Genomic DNA, 15,740 nt, shown 5'->3' with positions numbered 1-15,740 from the left:
CCCCGAGCTGCCGACCATGAACCGGTCATCCAGCCGCGAACTTCGCTACGCCGAGGCGAATCACGCGTCGTGGGAACGGTTTCGGTGTTTCGGGGTGCGGCGGTACCGGCTTTTGCCGGGGATCGGCTGGGCGGCGTTGGAGCGGCGCAGTTCGTGGCGGCGGCGCCAAGCGGTGAGATCCGGGCGTTCCGAAGGGGTTCGGGACGTGTCGGGGTGTGGTGCGGTGTGCGGCTGGGCGTGCATGGTCGTCACCTCCTCCCCTGGGCTCGCCCGTTCGGTTGCCGGATCACGGTAACCACGGCGACGTTCGTGCTCCACCCATTTTTCGACCTTGTACTGCCGCAGCGGGCGGCGCATGGAGCGCGATCGCGAGCCCGCCGCAGCGAATCCGCGAATCGGGCGGCGCATGGAGCAGGATCGCGCGTGAGCTTGCCGCCCGCATGTGATGCACCGAAAAGCGTTCAGGCCGTTTTCATCTGCGGCCCAGGCGGCGGCGCGGGTGTGCGGGTGGCGAGCCGCCCACCGGCCCAGAACGCCAGCTCCACCAGCCAGAACAACCACAGGAACAGCGTCACCACGATCACCGGCAGCGCCAGGAACAGCACCGAGGGCACCGCGATCAGCAGGAACAGGACCCAGTCGCGCGGGCTCGCGCCGTCCAACCGGTTCGCCGAGCGCACCGCCGCCCACATCATCCAGCGCCGCGGCACCGAAATGCCGAATTCGCGCAGGCAGCGCCGGAAGAGTCCGTCGGCGTCGGCGCTGCTCACCTCCTGCGAGCGCAGCAGATAGTCGTGCAGGATGGCGGCGCGGGTGTAGGCGCCGTAGCGGGGAATGAGCCAGACCAGCGCGCGCGGCACCGAGGCGAAGTCCGTACGGAAGCCCGTGGGCACGGTGAATTCCTGAACGTCACCCCGATAGACGAGCGGCTCGGACAGCCGCCAGAACTTCGCGTCGATCTCCTCGACGACCGGACCGCCACCGATGAACGCCACGACCCGTTCCTCTCCGAATGCCATGCTTTCCACCATTTTACGTGGTAGAGGCACCAAAACAGCGCGGAGAGGCAACGGTTGGGTGACGTGTCAGCGAGCCGGGCGGGGCACCGAATCCGTCCCGCCCTCGGCGGCCGGATCGTAACCGCCGTAGGAGCTCCCGTACGGCGGGAACGCCCCCGCGGTGTCGAACCCGATCGGCGTGAACGGCTCGCTCGGGCGCGAACGACCGAATGCGCTGCCGTAGCCGGTGCCCAGATCCTCCGACGGATTGAGCGCCGCGAGGAACAACAGCACCAGCGAGGCCACCAGCGGCTGCACGACCAACGCGAGCGCCGTGCCGACTTGCGTTGGCAGCTCGATGATCTGGCCGACGGGCGGGTCGTCCGGACGCGGGTGCAGCAGCTCCGCGACCGTCTCCCCCACCAGCGCCATGAAATACGCGCCGATCAGCGAGCCGGACACCAGCCCGAGTTGCAGCAGCGGCCCGCGCACCGTGCGCAGCCGCCAGGCCGCCACGGCGGTGAGCAGTCCGGTCACCGCGCCCGCGCAGACGAACAGCGCGACGGCGTCGAACTGATGGGTGCTCTCGCCGGTCAGCGGCGCGCCGCGTCCCGGTTCGGTGACGAGCAGCTGTTCGGTCGGCGCCAGGAAGCCCCACAGCACGCCGACGAGCACGCTGAACACCGCGACGGCGGCCAAGACGAGCAGCGCGACGCCCGCCTCGGTCCGCACACCCCGCGCCCGCACGGCCGCCACTAGCGGTGTTCCAGACTCTTCGAGTCGATCACGCCGTGCCGCGAGCACTTGGCCCACCAGCCGTCGGGACTCACCTGCACGATCATCCGGCGCCCGCACTGCTCGCAGAACCGCGGCGGCTCGAGGCCGAGCGCGGCCGCGGCGGGCACCGCGTCGTCGAGACCGGGCACGATCCGTTTGCCGGTGAACGGGTTGTAGCGCTCGTCCATATCCATGACAGTACTCATGGCCCGGCCCTACAGCGTTTCGTTGAGCGCCTTGATCGGCATCTTCAACTCACCGAGCAGATCCAGGTCCGCTTCGGCCGGGCGACCGAGGGTGGTCAGGTAGTTGCCGACGATGACGGCGTTGATGCCGCCGAGAATGCCTTGCTTGGCGCCCAGATCACCGAGGGTGATCTCACGGCCGCCCGCGAAGCGGAGAATGGTGCGCGGCAGCGCGAGACGGAACGCGGCGACGGCGCGCAGCGCGTCGGCGGCGGGCAGCACCTCGAGGTCGCCGAACGGGGTGCCGGGGCGCGGGTTGAGGAAGTTCAGCGGCACCTCGTCGGGCTCCAATTCGGACAGCTGCGCGGCGAATTCGGCGCGCTGCTCCAGGGTCTCGCCCATGCCGAGGATGCCGCCGCAGCACACCTCCATGCCCGCCTCGCGCACCATGCGCAGGGTGTCCCAGCGCTCCTCCCAGGTGTGCGTGGTGACGACCTGCGGGAAGTGCGACTTGGCGGTCTCCAGGTTGTGGTTGTAGCGGTGCACGCCCATGGCGGCAAGCTGGTCGACCTGCTCCTGGGTCAGCATGCCCAGCGAGCAGGCGACCTGGATGTCGACCTCGTTGCGGATCGCCTCGACGCCCGCGGCGACCTGCGCCATCAGCCGCTCGTCCGGTCCGCGCACCGCGGCGACGATGCAGAACTCGGTGGCGCCGGTCTTGGCGGTCTGCTTGGCGGCCTCGACCAGGCTCGGGATGTCGAGCCAGGCGGCGCGCACCGGCGACTGGAACAGACCGGACTGCGAGCAGAAGTGGCAGTCCTCAGGGCAGCCACCGGTCTTGAGGCTGATGATGCCCTCGACCTCGACCTCCGGACCGCACCACTTCATGCGCACGTCGTGGGCCAGCGACAGCAGCTCCTCGAGCCGGTCGTCGCCGAGGCGCAGCACCGCGAGTGTCTGCTCCTGGGTCAGGCCTTCGCCACGCTCGAGCACCTGCTCGCGGGCGATCGAGAGAATATCGGTGTCAACGGGTGCCTGCGTCACTGGACGGATCCCTTCGGCTGAACTGCCTGTCGGCGACGACGCGCCTCGCGCCCGAGGTGGCCGTGCAACTTGAACGGTGTTCAGGCTAGGGTAGCGGTAGGAGTGAGTCAAAACACGACGGGGAGGAATTCGGGTGCAACTGCACAGGGCGGACGTGGTCGACGGCGCCATCGCCATTCTCGACCAGTACGGCCTCGCCGATCTGACGATGCGCAGGCTGGCGAGCTCGCTTCAGGTGCAGCCCGGCGCGCTGTACTGGCATTTTCCCAACAAGCAGGCGCTGCTGGGCGCCGTCGCCGACCGCATCCTCGCGCCGATGGAGGATCCGGTGACCGCCGAAGAGTGGTCCGGCCAGATCTCCGAGCTCGCGCACCGGCTGCGCGACTGCCTGCTCGCCTACCGCGACGGCGCCGAACTGGTCTCGTCCACCTACGCCTCCCGACTGACCACGAGCAAGGGCCGCGAACGCCTCGCCAGCGCCGCCATTCGCGCGGGCATGCCGCGCCAGGAGGCCGAGCTGGCCGCGTTCACCCTGCTGTACTACGTGCTCGGTCAGACCGTCGACGAACAGTCCCGCATGCAGATGGATTCGGCGGGCGCGCTGCCCGAGGACGGCACTCCGATCGACGAAACCCCGGACGCGACAGCCCGTTTCGACTTCGGCCTGCAACTGTTCGTCGCGGGCGTTCGGCACCTGCTGGGCAGCCGCATCCGCTGAGCGGGGCAAGCCTCCGACGCCACCCGATCCGACCGAAGGCCACCGTCACCGGCCCACCACGAGGAAGGTCGCCCTCGGTCGGTGCACTGGGCGGGTGAATGAAGGTCGCTTCCAGTTGGTCTGACCGGATGAAGGTGACCTTCGGTCGGCTGTCGCGCCGACCATTCTGGACGCGGCACTGGTCGCCAGCGGTGTCGCACCCGCGGACGTCACTTCGTCCGCAGTCGACCTGCTACCCCGGGAAACCAGCGGTGCATCGCGACCGCGCCCGCCGCCGCGGAGAACGCCAGTGCGAGAGCCGCCGCGCCGAGCACGGCCACCGAGCTGATCACCCCGACGGCGATCGGCCCCGCGAACATGCCGACGTCGTGGGTGAGCCGCCACGCGCCGAGAAACTCCGCGCGACGCCCTTCCGGTGCGACATCCGCGCCGACGGTCATGATCAGGCCGTTGCTGATCCCGTTGGCCAGCCCGAGCAGCAACGCCGCGACCCCCATGGTGAGCGCGGTGTCCGTCCACGGCAGCACGGCGTAGCCCGCCGCGAAGCAGAGCATGGACGGCACCCCGGTGGCACGGCGGCCACGCCGGTCCAGCCACACACCGGCTGGGTACGACATCAGCACGTCCACCGCACCGGCGACGCCGAAGATGAGGCTGGTGGTCGCTGGACTGAGTCCGATGTGCGCCGCCCACAGCGGCAGCAGCGCCTGGCGGGCGGCGCGCGCCGCGCCGGTCAACAACGCCGCAGCCCCCAAAGTCCCTAGCAGCCTGCGGTTTTCGACGATGACGGACCGTAGGGTGTGCGCGCCCGCGTCCTGTTCCCCGTCGACACCGCGGATGCCGACCATCGCCAGACCCGAGAGCACCGTCGTCGCGCACTGCAACCACAGCGCCCCGTTCGGTCCCATCCCGTGCACGAGCCCCGCCCCGAGGAACGGTCCGCAGAAGAACCCGAGCCGGTGCGCGCCCGCCAGCGTCGACAGCGCGCGCCCACGATCGGCGGGCGGCACCACCGCCACGATGTAGGACTGACGGGCCAGCCCCCATACCGCGCCCGCGGCGCCGTTGAGCAGCATGCCCGCGGCCAGCACCACCAGATTCGGCGCGAAGATGGCGGCGAGTACGCCGAGCAGTCCGAGCAGCGAACCGAGACCGACCGCGCCGCGCTCACCGATCCGCGCGACGATGCGCCCGGCGGGCAGGTCGGTGAGCACCATTCCGAGCCCACCGAGCGCGACGATCACACCGGCCAGCCCGACCGACGCTCCGAGGTCCAGCGCACGCAACGCGTACATGGGCGCGGCCGCACCGAAGCCGGTGCCGTACAACGCCATCGGCACGAACACGGACCAGGTCAGGCTGCGCAGCCGCACCGGATCCGAGGCGAGCGAGGGCTTTTCGGCTAGTTCCCCGCTCACCGCCCCGACCGCCGAGCATCCACGCGGGCACCGCATCGACACGCCACCACTCCCAGCGTAACCCGCTGCCGCCCAATGGATTCGAAACGTGCCGAGACGGCACGACGCAGCCCGCCGGTGGTGACGCGGCGCAGCTCGTCACCGGCGCGGCGCAGCTCACCCGCCGACGAGTCGCGTGCCGCGCGACCGAAACGAATCCGATTGCGCACCGGCACTGTCGAGTGCGTCCACGATCTCGCGACAACCGCCGTCCCGACGGTCGGACGATGCTCGGAACAGTCGCTGTCCGCCCCGCTCACCGGGCGAGCGCCGGGCGACGGGCGAACCGGCTCTCCGGCCGCGCGAGACCGAAGTGGTCGCGCAACGTGGTTCCGCTGTATTCGGTGCGAAACAGCCCGCGCTCCTGCAGGATCGGCACCACGGTCGAGGTGAAGACCTCGAGTCCGCCCGGGTAGTACGGCGGCATCACGTTGAATCCGTCGGCGGCGCCATTGCGGAACCACTCCTCGATGGTGTCGGCGACCTGCTCGGGGGTTCCGGCGAAGACCCGGTGCCCGCGCGCGCCCGCCAACCTGTGCAGCAACCCGCGCAGCGTCGGACGGTCCCGCTGCACGATGCCCGCCACCACCTGCAGCCGCGATTGCCCGTTGTCGGTGACGTCGCCCGCGCCGTCGAACTCCTCGACCGGGACCAGCTCGTCCAGCGCCAGGTGCCGCAGGCTCTTGCCCGCGATGCTCTCCAGTTGGGCAAGGCCATATTCCGGCACGGTGAGCTCGTTGAACTCGCGCTCGAGCCGTTTGGCATCGGCCTCGGTGTCGCCGATGAACGGGCTGATGCCGGGCAAGATCTTCACCTGGTCGGGGTCGCGGCCGAATTCCCGTGCCTTGGCCTTGATGTCGGCGTAGAAGGCTTGGGCGTCGGTGAGCCGCTGGTGCGCGGTGAAGATGGCTTCGGCGTAGCGGCCCGCGAAGGACCGGCCGTCATTGGACGCGCCCGCCTGCACCAGCACCGGGTAGCCCTGCGGCGTACGCGCCGCGTTGAACGGTCCACGCACCTTGAGGTATTCGCCCTCGAAGTCGATGCGGTGGATCTTGTCCGGATCGGCGTAGACGCCCGCGGCCTGGTCGAGCAGGATCGCATCGTCCTCCCAGCTGTCCCACAGCGCTACCACGGCGTCGACGAATTCCCGTGCGCGGGCGTATCTTTCCGCGTGGCCGGGATGCCGGTCGAGGCCGAAGTTGGCCGCCGCCAGGTCTGTTCCGGTGGTGACGATGTTCCAGCCCGCGCGCCCGCCGCAGATGTGGTCGAGGCTGGAGAACAGCCTTGCCAGGTTGTAGGGCTCGTAGTAGGTGGTGGACGCGGTGGCGATGAGGCCGAGACGCGTTGTGGCCGCGGCGATCGCGGTCAGCAGCGTGATCGGCTCCAGGCCGGGCGCCGCGTTGTGCGCGACATTGGTGCGCAGGGCCGGTCCGTCGGCGAAGAACACCGCGTCGAGTTTCGCGGCCTCGGCGGTGCGGCCGATCTCCTGGTAGTAGGTGACGTCGTAGATCCGGTCGGGACGGCTCTGCGGGTGCCGCCAGGCCGCCTCGTGGTGGCCGGACGGGTAGATGAACGCGTTCAGGCTCAGCTGGCGCGGTCGCTCGGTCATGAGGCTTGCTTCTCTTCCTCGTGAAGATGGGAGGCGGCCGCGTCACCGGCCGCGCTGACAAGGGGGTCGACACCGAGCCCGGCGAGCAGCTGCTCGCGCGCCGCGATGAACTCCGGATCGCTGTGGCGGCGCGGACGTTCGAGCTCGATGCGCAGGTCGATGGCGATGCGGCCGGCGTCGAGGACGAGCACGCGGTCGGCGAGCAACACCGCCTCATCGACATCGTGGGTGACCAGCAGCACCGCGGGCTTGTGCTTGGCGCACAGCTCCTGCAGCAGCGCGTGCATCCGAATCCGGGTCAGCGCGTCGAGCGCGCCGAACGGTTCGTCGGCAAGCAGCAGCTCGGGTTCGCGCACCAGCGAGCGGGCCAGTGCCACGCGCTGCTGTTCGCCGCCGGAAAGCTCCTTGGGCCAGGCCTTCTCGCGGCCACCGAGGCCGACCTCGGCGAGCGCCGCGCGGCCTCGATCCGCCGAACCCGCACCGCTGAGGCCCAGTGTCACGTTGTCGAGCACCCGCACCCACGGCAGCAACCGCGAGTCCTGGAACACCACGGCGCGTTCCGAGGGCACCGCGAGATCGCCGGAACCCGGCACGTCGTCGTCCAATTCGGCCAGCGCGCGCAGCAGGGTGCTTTTGCCAGAGCCGCTGCGACCGAGCAGCGCGACGAATTCGCCGCGAGCGATGTCGAGGTCGATGCCGCGCAATACAACCCGGTCACCGAAGCCGCGGCTGAGGTTTCGGGCACGGACCACATTCAGTCCGCGAGTGTCTGGCGCCATGCCAGCGTCCTCCTTTCCAATGCGCGCACGGCGATGTCGCCGAACAACCCGAGCAGGCCGTAGATCACCAGACCGACCACGATGACGTCGATCTGGCCGTAGGTACGCGCCTGCGTCATCAGGTAGCCGATGCCGCTGGTGGCATTGACCTGTTCGACCACGACCAGCGCCAGCCACGAGATGGTGACCGCGAGGCGAAGGCCGATGAAGAAACCGGGCAGCGAGCCGGGCAGTGCGATGCGGCGGATGAAGCCCCACCGTGAAAGCTGAACGGTCTCGGCGAGTTCCACGTATCGGGCGTCCACGCTGCGCAGGTGCGCGTGCGTGTTGATGTACACCGGCACCAGCACACTGGTGGTGATGACAATGAGCTTCATCTCCTCGCCGATGCCGAACCACACGATGAACAGCGGGATCAGCGCCAGCGTCGGAATCGCGCGCTTGATCTGAATCGGACCGTCCAGCACCGCCTCTCCGACGCGGCTCAGCCCCGCGGCCAGCGCGAGCACCACGCCGATGGCGACGCCGAGGCCCAAACCGAGACCGGCGCGCTGCACCGAGGTCAGCAGATTGGACTGCAAGCGACCGTCGGCGAGGAGGTCCCCTGCCGTCTGCGCCACCGTCCACGGCGCGGGCAGCGTGTCCGGATCCAGTGTGCCCGTTGCGGATCCGATCACCCACGCCGCCACCAGCAGCGTCGGACCGAGGGCGATGCCGAACGGAATCGGCTTGCCGGGACCGAGCCTGCGCCGCGACACCTTGCCGCGCGCCTGAAGTTCGACGGGCGCTGTCGTCGCCCTGCCGAATCGGCCGAGTACGCCCGCTTCGAGTGTCGCCATCACCGCTCCTTCGGTTCGTGGGAAGCGCCGGATTCGGCGACCGCGCGCGTCACGACGGCGTCGTAGCGCAGGTCGAAACCGTTGCTGGCGCTGACTCTCTCGGGCAGTTCGCCCGCGGCGTCGATGGCGTCGATGGTGGACTGCTGCCGGTCGACGAGCCGCTGGTCCAGGTGCGGGAAGGTGTAGGTGCCCAGCGATTCCACGATGCGCCGCGCGTCCTCGGGGCTGACCTTCTGGTTGTCCACGTAGTACTTCTGCGCCCACTCCTCGCGATGGGTGTTCACCCACTGGTAGGCCCGGACATAAGCGCCGACCAGTGCGCCGACCGCGGCCGACTTGGCCGGATCCTGCGTCACCGCGCGCCGCGCGTACAAGTAGGCCAGTCCGCCGTAGATGCCCGCGGTCTCGGAGTCCGAGATCACCGACGTGCCGGGCGTGCGCAGCAGGCGGGTCACATTCGGCTCGATCAGCGGGGCGATGTCGACCTGGCCGGTGCGCACCGCGTCGAGGAACTCGGCCAGCTGCAACCGGACCAGCTGCACGTCGCCGATCTTCAGCCCGGCCTTGTCCAGCGCGCGCAACACCGCGGCCTGCTGTGCCGTGCCCTCGGCGTAGGCGATCTTCTTGCCCTTCAGATCGGCCAGCGTGGTCGCGGTGCGGCCGGGCGCGACCGCCAATTTCAATGCGGCGGGGCTCGTTTGCTGCGCGCCGACGATCGGCACGTCCTGACCCGCGACCAGCGCGTGGATCGGCGGCACGTCGCCGACCGGCGCCACGTCGGCCGCGCCCGCGCGGAACGCCTCCAGAATGGCGGGACCGCCGACGAAGTTGGCGAACTCCACCTGGAACGGCAGCTTGTCCAGTTCACCGGAGAAGCGCAGCACGCTCTGCAGGCGCTCCTGCTGATCGGCGACGATCAGCTTGGTGCCAGCGGGCACCTCGGTCGGCAGCGGCGAATTGGCGGTGTCGACGACCGGTGTGTCGTCCTTCGCGCAACCGGTCAGCCCGAGGGTCGCAGCGGTCGCCACGGCGAGCAAGGCGGCGGTGGTGCGGCCACGGAGGCCGGGTAAGAACGTACTCGGTCGAAACATGCTGGGTAGTCAAGCAGGACGAAACAGGCCCGAACACGGTTAACGGCAGCATGATTCGAACCGGTGTCAGACCGCGCGCCGCAGCGCTGTGCTCAATTCGCGCCACCGCGCTATCCGACCACCTCGACGCTGTGCCGTCCGACCACCGCCGCACTCTGCCGACCCGGCTCCCGCGGGACTGTGCCAGCGCGCCACCGCGGTGCCTTACTCGACCCGGAGCCGCCGCGCTGTGCCAGCCCGCCACCGACGCGCTGGGTCAACCCGGCGCCGCCGCGCTGGATCAACCTAGTGCCGCCGCGCTGGGTCAACCTGGCGCCGCAGCACTGGATCAACCTAGTGCCGCGGCACCGGATCAACCTGGCGCCGCAGCACTGGATCAACCTAGTGCCGCGGCACCGGATCAACCCGGCGCCACCACTGGATCAACCCGGCGCCGCAGCACCGGATCAACCCGGCGCCACCACTGGATCAACCCGGCGCCGCAGCACCGGATCAACCCGGCGCCGCGGCACTACGAACCCCACGCACCTGATCCAGATACCGCTGTAAGAATGGCATGACCTGCTGGTCGATGACCTTGTTGTACTCCTGCGGCGCCTGCCTCGGGTTGGCGTGACCGGTGTTGCGTGGCAGCACGACGAGCAGGCTGCCGTCCACTCCGCCCGCGCGCTCGACGAGCACCTGGTGCGAGTACTCGACATCGACGACACGGTCCCGCTCGGCGTCGCGCGGCCGGATGAACACGATGGCCGGGCGCGGTTTGCCGTCGACCGGACGGGACAGCGCGCGCAGATTGTCGATCGCGCCGCCACCGACGATGGCGAGGAACTGCGACTCGATGAGCCCGTTGCTCGCGGCGTTGCGCGACAAGACCTTCTCGGTCGCGACTTCGGCCAGCACGTCGCCCAGTTCGCCGAACCGGATCGTCGGCACCGGATCGGCGGCGCGAACGACGAACCGCTCCCGGCGCGCGTAGGTCTCCACGGCGAGTCGCAGGGCCCGGCTCTCGCGCGCCCCTGGCAACCAGCCCATCCAGCGCAGCATGTCCTCGCCGCGGCCGCGACTCTCCGGGCGCACCGCGTTCAGATCGACGGGGGTGCAGTCCAACAGCACGCCGGCCAGCCGCCGGTCGCTGCCCAGATGGATGTGCTGCCCGACCTCCAGCGCGATGACCCCGCCCATGCTGTGCCCGACGAGCACGATGTTCCGCACGCCCGACATCTGCGCGGCGCGGACGACGAGTTCGGCGATCACCTTGCTGTCGATGCCCTGATTGTCGTATTTGATGGCCCAGACCACGCCCATCCGCCGCAGCGCGGGCAACGACGCCGCCGTGTCGGAGGCGTTCAGGCCGCCCAGTCCGACCAGATCGACGACCGCGGTGTCCCAGTTCTCCTCCCGCGCGGGCGTCGCGACGGGGAGCAGCGCGGGCTCGGTCAGCGCGAGTCTGGCGCGCTCGGGGGCGACATCGTGCACCCAGTACTGGATGAACACGGTGAGTACGAGTATCAGCAGTGCGGCGACCCGCAGCAGTGTCAACCTGGTGCGGCGCAACGTCGTCCACCGGTGCCCGAGGCGGGTCTCCCGGAGCCGAGCCTTCCGTCGCGCATCATCCCAGTCGGTGACGGTGGACGGGTGCCGATCGTCCAACGGCGACATCTCTTCACGGTATCGACGGATGCGAAGGGCTGCCACGTAGTCGCCGCCGAACGACCCGGACGCCTGGAAAGCCAACTGACCGGTAGAATTCTGGCGTCATCCCCGGCGGGTGCGGGAATCCGGTGAGAATCCGGAACGGTCGCGCCACTGTGATCGCCAACACGGCGAAAGTCAGACCTCCCCTGCCGAGACATCTCTGGAAGGGCCGCGACTTGCCTGTGGAGCACCGCCGATGATCCGTGTCCGGACATCGATCGCCATCCCGACGCTGTGCGCGCTGCTCGCCGTCGCGATGATCATCGCCACCGGTTTCGGCGCCGAGACACTGCCCGTCTCCTCGGTGACCGAGGTCCTGCGCATGCGCCTCGTCGGCGGGACTCCCACCGACCTCGCGCTGGACACCATCGTGTGGCAGCTGCGCGTGCCGAGGACGCTGCTGGCGGCCGTGGTCGGCGCGGGACTGGCCTTGGCAGGCGCCGCGATGCAGACGCTCGTGCGCAACCCGCTGGCCGATCCATTCCTCCTCGGTGTGTCCTCCGGCGCGGGCGTCGGCGCCGCGGCGGTGATCACCTCCGGGCTGTTCGCCGGCGCGGGGGTATGGGCGCTGTCCGGCGGCGCGCTGATCGGCGCGTTGGCGGCGGCCGCGCTGGTCTTCCTGATCGCCGTCGCACAGGGCGGTCTGACACCGCTGCGCCTGGTACTCACCGGCACCGTCCTCGGTTCCGCGTTCGCCGCGCTCAGCAGCTATCTCGTGTTCCGCAGCTCGGATCCCGCTGCCGCGCAGTCGGTTCTGTTCTGGCTGCTCGGCAGCCTGGCGGGCGCGGACTGGACCACCCTCGGACTGCCCCTCGCCGTCGTACTGGCCTGCGGGGCCGCGCTGCTGGCCGCCGCGGGGTGGCTGGACGCGCTCACCCTCGGCGCCGACACCGCGGTGTCGGTGGGAGTTCCGGTGAAGCAGTTACGGATCGCGCTGTTCGTTCTGCTCGCCGTGCTCGTCGGCGTGCTCGTCGCGGTATCGGGCGGTATCGGGTTCGTCGGCTTGGTCGTGCCGCACGCCGCCCGCCTCCTCGTCGGCCCGCGCCACCGGGGTCTGCTGCCGGTCTGCGCGCTGTGCGGCGCGCTGTTCCTCGTCGTCGCCGACGCCGCGACCCGGATCCTGGTGCCGCCCACCGAAATCCCGGTCGGCGTGCTGACCGGCCTGATCGGCGCGCCCACGTTCCTGCTGCTCCTCGGTCGTCGGCGCTACCGGTTCGGTGACGCGTGAGCGCGGAGGGTAGATACGAGGTCGGCGAAGACCTGACGCCGCTGAGCACCGACGCGAACCGCGCCACCGTCGGCGAGCCGCAACCGTGCGGCGCAGGTCGGCCCGCCCCGCATCGAGACGGCGAACCGCGCCCGGCCACCGCCATAGCCGACGACCGAACTCAGTGCGGCACATCACCGATATCGGAGTCGACACCGGACGGCGGGCTGTCAGGCGGGACGATCGCGGCCCGGGTGCCGCCGTCCCCAGGCGGCGGGTATCACCCCGGCCGGGCTTTCCGCCTCGAGCCGGTCAGCCCGCACCTCACGGCGATAGCGGACCGCGATCGACTCGGTGCCTGGCGACGACTGTTTCAACGCCGAGCTCGTCCGGGGTCGACGGGCGAGATGGGCGACGCGACGGAGAACAGCAACGGATCGCCGTACGCGACGGCCCATTCACCGTCGCCTGATCCGGCACAGCGGACAACCGGCGGCAAAGACACGGCCACCGGTTCGCGGGTGGAGGCACGCGCGACGGCCCAATTCGACGCATCGGCAGGAAGCCCGCGCGTGACACCAGGAAGCGACGACTTGGACGCCTCCGCGACAAGCCCGAACGTGGCAGCAGGTGCCGACAACTCGGACACCTCCGCGACAAGCCCGCGTGTGGCACCAGGAGCCGACAACTTGGACACCTCCGCGACAAGCCCGCGCGTGACGGTAGGAAGCGACAACTTGGACGCCTCGACGACAAGCCCGCCTGTGGCAGCAGGAGCCGACACCGACTTGGACGCCACCGCACCGAGCCCGCACAGGAGAGCAGGAGCCGATATCGACGCCGCCGGGTTGACGTGCGCGGTCGGGCGGCGGGATGTCGTGGTGGACGCGTCGTTCACGATCCGGACCGGGGAAGTCGTGGGGATCGTCGGTCCCAATGGGAGCGGCAAGACGACATTGCTGCATGTGCTCGCGGGCGTGCGGCGGCCGACGGCGGGGCGAGTCCACGTGGGTGGTCGCGCGCTGCACGAGCTGTCGCCGCGCGAGCGTGCCAAGACCGTGGCGCTGGTCGCCCAAGACGAACGGCCGCCCGCCGATCTGCTCGCGGGCGAAGTGGTAGCGCTCGGGCGCACACCTTATCTACCGCCGTGGGGCGTCGGGTCACCGCGCGAGCGGCATGTGATCGAGGAGGCGCTGGCAGCGGTCGACCTGGCGGGCTTCGCCGAGCGGCCAGTGCACCGGCTCTCCGGAGGCGAACGGCAGCGGGTCCTGTTGGCGCGGGCGCTCGTGCAGGACACGCCGGTGCTGATATTGGACGAGCCGACCAATCACCTGGACATCACCCATCGGCTGGAGCTGTTGGCCTTGGCCCGCACCCTGAACCGCACCGTGGTCATGGCCCTGCACGAGCTCGCTCTTGCCGACCGCTATTGCGACCGAATCCTGGTGCTGAACAACGGCCGCGCGCGTCCGCCGGAACCGCCCGAGACGGCGCTGCGGCCCGAGGTGGTCGCATCCGTCTTCGGTGTGCGCGCGACCCGCGTCGCGCATCCCGACACCGGCGAAACCCATCTGTTGATCACCCCGCGAGAGGCGACACCATGAAGAACACGTCCCGAATGCTGGCCGCGGCCACGCTCGCCGCCACCTTGGCGGCCTGTGGCAACCAGTCCCCCGCGGCGGGCGCGCTCACCGTCCGCAACTGCGACCGAGACGTCCAGTTCCCCGCGCCCGCGCAGCGGATGTTCGTCAACGACGGCAACCTCATCTCCATGGCGCTGGCACTCGGCGCCCAAGACCAGGTCGTAGCCGTCTCCAGTCTGCAGCGCGACGCCGACACACTGCGCCGCCACTACGGACCCGTGGTCGACTCACTGAAATCCGTCGCCCCCGAATATCCCGCGCGCGAGACCGTCCTCGCCCAGCGCCCGGACGTCATGATCGCGGGCTGGAGCTACGGCTACGACGAGGCGAAGAACCTCACTCCCGACTCGTTGGGCAAGGACGGCGTCGCAGCGTACGTGCTCACCGAGAGCTGCCGCCAGCGCGAGGGCGAACGCCAGCGCGGAATCGTGGAACCGTGGACGGCGCTGCGCACCGATCTCACCAACCTGGGCGCGATCACCGGACGCGCCGACCGCGCCACCGAACTCACCGCAGACCTGGATGCCAGGCTCGCCGCCCTGCGTTCCGCACCGCAGCCCGAGCACAGGCCGACCGTCTTCCTGTTCGACAGCGCCAGCGACACGGTGTTCTCCAGCGGCAAATTCGGTGCGCCGCAGGCGATCCTCGACGCGGCGGGTGCGCGCAACATCCTCGACGACGTAGAGGACACCTGGACCAGAGTCTCCTGGGAGCGGCTGGCCGCGGCCGACCCGGACGCCATCATGTTCGTGGACTACCCGAAGCAGTCGTTCGAGCAGAAGGTCGAGATGCTGCGCGCCAAGCCCGGCATCAATCAGCTGCGCGCGGTGACCGAAGGTCGCTTCCTCAACCTGCCGTATGCGTTGTGGACGAGTGGGCCGCTCAATATCGACGCCGCCGAGCAGATCCGTAAGCAGTTGGAGCGGTGGAACATGCTGCCGCCCTCCGGGATCGAGCCCCGCGTGGACGACGCGGTGCGCTGACCGAAAGCGCCGGCTCGGCCGGTTCAGTGAACCGGCTCGCTCAGTCGAGCGAGCCGGTTTCCGCGAGCGTGGCGAGTTTGGCCAGCGCGAGGCGCCAGCCCAGTTCGTTGTCCTCCGGTTTCACCGCGCTGGGCAGGCCCTCGTGGATCGCCACCAGATCCGTGCCGCCGTCGGCCGCGTCGGAAAGGGTGACGGCGACGGTCATCTCGCCCCGGGCGGCCGGGTCGTCGGTCTCGAATTCGAGAATCTCCACGACCTGTTCGTCGGGGATCAAAGTGACGAAACGCCCCTGATAGGTATCCGTTCGAGCGGTGGTCTTGCCGGTGTCGGTCGGGCCGTCGTAGGTGAGGGTGATGCGGAACCGGCCGCCCTCGCGCGGCTCGAATTCGTGGACGTGGCTGGTCATTCCAGTGGGAACCCGCCACCGCGCCACCGCGTCGGCGTCCAGCAGCAAGCCGTAGACCGTCGACCGCGGTGCGCGAATGTGCTTGCCGATCCTGGTGCTGGACATGTGCACCACGGTAGTCCGAGACTTCGGCGCGCAGGAGCCTTGCCGCGCAGGAGGTCTTCCGTGCCCTGAAAACGCCGAAAGCCCCCGACCGAAGTCGGGGGCTTTCGCGAATGATGTTCCGGCGGTGTCCTACTCTCCCACACCCTGTCGAGTGCAGTACCATCGGCGCAGGTGGCCTTAGCTTCCGGGTTCGGAATGGGACCG

Annotated in this window: 16 protein-coding genes, 1 rRNA gene and 1 riboswitch; of the genes, 4 read left to right on the top strand and 13 right to left on the bottom strand. The window is 69.7% G+C overall.

Features of this window, described 5'->3' with window-relative positions:
- Positions 1-60: 60 nt before the first annotated feature.
- The 5 genes from AB0H49_RS32770 to bioB all read right to left on the bottom strand — a co-directional run bounded on the left by AB0H49_RS32770 (position 61) and on the right by bioB (position 3,004).
- A complete protein-coding gene (locus AB0H49_RS32770) occupies positions 61-243 on the bottom strand; it encodes a hypothetical protein (RefSeq protein ID WP_357256766.1) in 183 nt (60 codons plus the stop codon).
- Positions 244-461: 218 nt separating this feature from the next.
- A complete protein-coding gene (locus AB0H49_RS32765) occupies positions 462-1,019 on the bottom strand; it encodes a DUF1353 domain-containing protein (RefSeq protein ID WP_357256708.1) in 558 nt (185 codons plus the stop codon).
- 66 nt (positions 1,020-1,085) lie between these two features.
- Entirely contained in the window at positions 1,086-1,730 is a 645-nt protein-coding gene (locus tag AB0H49_RS32760) for a DUF2567 domain-containing protein (RefSeq protein ID WP_357256706.1), read from the bottom strand.
- A 23-nt stretch (positions 1,731-1,753) separates the two neighbouring features.
- Positions 1,754-1,981: a hypothetical protein gene (locus AB0H49_RS32755; RefSeq protein ID WP_097248370.1), complete on the bottom strand. Its 228-nt coding sequence runs from the start codon at positions 1,979-1,981 to the stop codon at positions 1,754-1,756.
- A 9-nt stretch (positions 1,982-1,990) separates the two neighbouring features.
- Positions 1,991-3,004, bottom strand: coding sequence for a biotin synthase BioB (bioB, locus tag AB0H49_RS32750; protein WP_355004149.1), 1,014 nt, complete (start codon positions 3,002-3,004; stop codon positions 1,991-1,993).
- A gap of 133 nt (positions 3,005-3,137) precedes the next feature.
- Between bioB and AB0H49_RS32745 the strand changes: the two genes are divergently transcribed.
- Positions 3,138-3,722, top strand: coding sequence for a TetR/AcrR family transcriptional regulator C-terminal domain-containing protein (locus AB0H49_RS32745; protein WP_357256703.1), 585 nt, complete (start codon positions 3,138-3,140; stop codon positions 3,720-3,722).
- Positions 3,723-3,931: 209 nt separating this feature from the next.
- On the opposite strand, the gene AB0H49_RS32740 is transcribed toward AB0H49_RS32745, so the two are convergent.
- From AB0H49_RS32740 to AB0H49_RS32715, 6 genes are all read right to left on the bottom strand, one after another.
- Positions 3,932-5,140, bottom strand: a complete 1,209-nt coding sequence (locus AB0H49_RS32740) for an MFS transporter (protein ID WP_357256701.1) — start codon at positions 5,138-5,140, stop codon at positions 3,932-3,934.
- 295 nt (positions 5,141-5,435) lie between these two features.
- Positions 5,436-6,788 (bottom strand): LLM class flavin-dependent oxidoreductase, encoded by a 1,353-nt coding sequence (locus AB0H49_RS32735; RefSeq protein ID WP_357256699.1) that lies wholly within the window; start codon positions 6,786-6,788, stop codon positions 5,436-5,438.
- Positions 6,785-7,567, bottom strand: a complete 783-nt coding sequence (locus tag AB0H49_RS32730; protein ID WP_355004153.1) for an ABC transporter ATP-binding protein — start codon at positions 7,565-7,567, stop codon at positions 6,785-6,787. The genes AB0H49_RS32735 and AB0H49_RS32730 overlap by 4 nt, the downstream gene beginning before the upstream one ends.
- Positions 7,543-8,406 carry an ABC transporter permease gene (locus AB0H49_RS32725; RefSeq protein ID WP_355004154.1) on the bottom strand — a complete coding sequence of 288 codons (864 nt, stop codon included), beginning with the start codon at positions 8,404-8,406 and terminating at the stop codon, positions 7,543-7,545. The genes AB0H49_RS32730 and AB0H49_RS32725 overlap by 25 nt, the downstream gene beginning before the upstream one ends.
- Entirely contained in the window at positions 8,406-9,497 is a 1,092-nt protein-coding gene (locus tag AB0H49_RS32720) for an ABC transporter substrate-binding protein (protein WP_357256696.1), read from the bottom strand. Before AB0H49_RS32720 ends, AB0H49_RS32725 begins: the two co-directional genes overlap by 1 nt.
- A 492-nt stretch (positions 9,498-9,989) precedes the next feature.
- The gene (locus AB0H49_RS32715) at positions 9,990-11,156 is read right to left on the bottom strand and encodes an alpha/beta hydrolase (RefSeq protein ID WP_357256694.1); all 1,167 of its coding nucleotides are present in this window, start codon (positions 11,154-11,156) and stop codon (positions 9,990-9,992) included.
- A gap of 113 nt (positions 11,157-11,269) precedes the next feature.
- Positions 11,270-11,334: riboswitch (cobalamin riboswitch) on the top strand.
- Positions 11,335-11,388: 54 nt separating this feature from the next.
- Between AB0H49_RS32715 and AB0H49_RS32710 the strand changes: the two genes are divergently transcribed.
- The 3 genes from AB0H49_RS32710 (at position 11,389) to AB0H49_RS32700 (ending at position 15,025) form a co-directional block, all read left to right on the top strand.
- A complete protein-coding gene (locus AB0H49_RS32710) occupies positions 11,389-12,420 on the top strand; it encodes an iron ABC transporter permease (protein ID WP_357256692.1) in 1,032 nt (343 codons plus the stop codon).
- Between the two features lie 743 nt (positions 12,421-13,163).
- The gene (locus AB0H49_RS32705) at positions 13,164-14,003 is read left to right on the top strand and encodes an ABC transporter ATP-binding protein (RefSeq protein ID WP_357256690.1); all 840 of its coding nucleotides are present in this window, start codon (positions 13,164-13,166) and stop codon (positions 14,001-14,003) included.
- Positions 14,000-15,025, top strand: a complete 1,026-nt coding sequence (locus AB0H49_RS32700; protein ID WP_357256688.1) for an ABC transporter substrate-binding protein — start codon at positions 14,000-14,002, stop codon at positions 15,023-15,025. Before AB0H49_RS32705 ends, AB0H49_RS32700 begins: the two co-directional genes overlap by 4 nt.
- 40 nt (positions 15,026-15,065) lie before the next feature.
- Here AB0H49_RS32700 and AB0H49_RS32695 read toward each other — a convergent pair whose 3' ends face one another.
- Together AB0H49_RS32695 and rrf are read right to left on the bottom strand one after the other, a co-directional pair.
- Entirely contained in the window at positions 15,066-15,536 is a 471-nt protein-coding gene (locus tag AB0H49_RS32695; RefSeq protein ID WP_357256686.1) for an SRPBCC domain-containing protein, read from the bottom strand.
- Positions 15,537-15,652: 116 nt separating this feature from the next.
- Positions 15,653-15,740, bottom strand: a 5S ribosomal RNA gene (gene rrf, locus AB0H49_RS32690); the annotation flags it as partial.

The organism is Nocardia sp. NPDC050713 (assembly GCF_040654315.1).
Taxonomy (GTDB): domain Bacteria; phylum Actinomycetota; class Actinomycetes; order Mycobacteriales; family Mycobacteriaceae; genus Nocardia.
This window is presented reverse-complemented; position numbering and strand designations above follow the sequence as displayed.

What these genes read in the sequence shown, in the direction of transcription:
- AB0H49_RS32770 (WP_357256766.1), bottom strand. Translation starts at nt 243, where the DNA reads ATGCACGCCCAGCCGCACACCGCACCACACCCCGACACGTCCCGAACC.
- AB0H49_RS32735 (WP_357256699.1), bottom strand. Translation starts at nt 6,788, where the DNA reads ATGACCGAGCGACCGCGCCAGCTGAGCCTGAACGCGTTCATCTACCCG.
- AB0H49_RS32700 (WP_357256688.1), top strand. Translation starts at nt 14,000, where the DNA reads ATGAAGAACACGTCCCGAATGCTGGCCGCGGCCACGCTCGCCGCCACC.
- AB0H49_RS32715 (WP_357256694.1), bottom strand. Translation starts at nt 11,156, where the DNA reads ATGTCGCCGTTGGACGATCGGCACCCGTCCACCGTCACCGACTGGGAT.
- AB0H49_RS32695 (WP_357256686.1), bottom strand. Translation starts at nt 15,536, where the DNA reads ATGTCCAGCACCAGGATCGGCAAGCACATTCGCGCACCGCGGTCGACG.
- AB0H49_RS32725 (WP_355004154.1), bottom strand. Translation starts at nt 8,406, where the DNA reads ATGGCGACACTCGAAGCGGGCGTACTCGGCCGATTCGGCAGGGCGACG.
- AB0H49_RS32755 (WP_097248370.1), bottom strand. Translation starts at nt 1,981, where the DNA reads ATGAGTACTGTCATGGATATGGACGAGCGCTACAACCCGTTCACCGGC.
- AB0H49_RS32730 (WP_355004153.1), bottom strand. Translation starts at nt 7,567, where the DNA reads ATGGCGCCAGACACTCGCGGACTGAATGTGGTCCGTGCCCGAAACCTC.
- AB0H49_RS32765 (WP_357256708.1), bottom strand. Translation starts at nt 1,019, where the DNA reads ATGGCATTCGGAGAGGAACGGGTCGTGGCGTTCATCGGTGGCGGTCCG.
- AB0H49_RS32710 (WP_357256692.1), top strand. Translation starts at nt 11,389, where the DNA reads ATGATCCGTGTCCGGACATCGATCGCCATCCCGACGCTGTGCGCGCTG.
- AB0H49_RS32720 (WP_357256696.1), bottom strand. Translation starts at nt 9,497, where the DNA reads ATGTTTCGACCGAGTACGTTCTTACCCGGCCTCCGTGGCCGCACCACC.